Raw genomic sequence first — 981 nt, forward strand, 5'->3', positions numbered from 1 at the left:
ATCTACATATACCGACCGATACATTAGCTTTACAGCATTCTCAACCAGTGCCTTGTCCTTGGGACGGCGCACCCTAGCTGGATAAACAGCCATGTCATAAAATTCAGCCATAGCAGCGAAGTCGTCATTGATAACAGGCTCATTACGATCACTGCGGATAACGGCTGATTTTAAGTTGTCAGGCACAACAGCCTTGGGTACACCACCAAAGAAATGAAGAGCATTCTCGCAAGCAACGATAAGGTCTTCCTTCTTCTGCGACCACACTGCCTCGCAATAGGTGTAATGACTGCATGGAAGGGTAGCCACAAAAACCTCTACCTTCCGCACCTCACCCGTCTGTTCTTCGACTATCTCTAGCTTATCACCTGCATAATCAATATACATCTGATCGCCAGCAAGGTGCTCTACATGTCCTACGGCTCGTGTTTGACATCTGTAGGCATGGATTGCGTGTTTGAAAGTAGAATACTGGTAACCATTAGGATGAGTTTTGAGATACTCCGTGTGAAGAGATAAGATAGAAACACCCTTCTTGCTAAGCCGTTTCACATAATCAGGAACAAGTGCCTCTAACTCCAACTTGCGAGCAGAAGGCGGACGGTTACGAGAATGCCCATCTGAAAACAAGTCCGCCAGCTTATCATCTGAAAGCGACAGAATTTGCTCCATGGACAAGCCACTTTCTTGGAATTTACGGACATACTTGCGGAGGGTGTTACGAGATATATGGAAAGTACTAGAAATACTTCTTATTCCCATACCAGATGCGTAACAGCGCAATAAATTCTTTAATTTTGTCATATAAATAATAGTTTTATGTTTTTAATGCCGGCCAGGGCAGTAACACAAAACTACAAAATGACCCTAAAAAACTAGCGTTTCAAAGGGTCATTCTTATTTTGGTGAGGTGGGTCTCATTATTTTAACCTTACTGGGTCTAAAATACTTGCCAGGGTGGGTCAAATTAGTGTGGCTTTT

1 protein-coding gene is annotated in these 981 nt (G+C 43.4%); it reads right to left on the bottom strand.

Features of this window, described 5'->3' with window-relative positions:
* On the bottom strand, positions 1 to 804 hold an 804-nt coding region (gene istA / locus HMPREF9420_RS12790; protein ID WP_044079303.1), incomplete at its 3' end, for an IS21 family transposase.
* Positions 805 to 981: the final 177 nt, after the last annotated feature.

Origin of the sequence: Segatella salivae DSM 15606, from assembly GCF_000185845.1 — a bacterium.
Taxonomy (GTDB): Bacteria; Bacteroidota; Bacteroidia; order Bacteroidales; family Bacteroidaceae; genus Prevotella; species Prevotella salivae.